This is a genomic window from Streptomyces sp. DH12 (genome assembly GCF_020873895.1).
In the GTDB taxonomy this organism is placed as follows: domain Bacteria; phylum Actinomycetota; class Actinomycetes; order Streptomycetales; family Streptomycetaceae; genus Streptomyces.
On record NZ_JAHWGT010001632.1, the window covers coordinates 1 to 393 of the forward strand.

Genomic DNA, 393 nt, shown 5'->3' on the forward strand with positions numbered 1-393 from the left:
GGGCCCAGAAGTCGCCCTCCCCCGTGCTGGGAGCCGTACGGTCGGCGGCTTCGAGCGCCGCGATGCGGCGCTCCAGCTCGGTCATGCGCTGTTCCAGTTCCACGTGTTCGAGAGTACGTAACTTCGTAATTCCGCGCAAGAGGACCTGCACACCTGTGGACGACCGGACACGACGAAGCCCCCGCCGGATGGGCGGGGGCTTCGTACGCGAAGAGCGGCGGGAGTCGCGAAGGACGGCGACCGCCTGGAGATCTTCTGGCACGGCGAGAAGATCGTCGACGTGGACCCGCGCACGGTCGCCCACGAGGGCCCCACCTACGAGCGCCCCTACGCCCGCCCGTCCTGGCAGGACGAGCTCCAGGCGGACGACGCGAACAAGCTGCCCCGCCCGCA

General features: G+C 69.7%; 1 pseudogene. It reads right to left on the minus strand.

Going from position 1 to position 393, the window contains the following annotated elements:
* Positions 1 to 103: pseudogene (locus LPA54_RS41445) on the minus strand (ArsR family transcriptional regulator); the annotation flags it as partial.
* Positions 104 to 393: the final 290 nt, after the last annotated feature.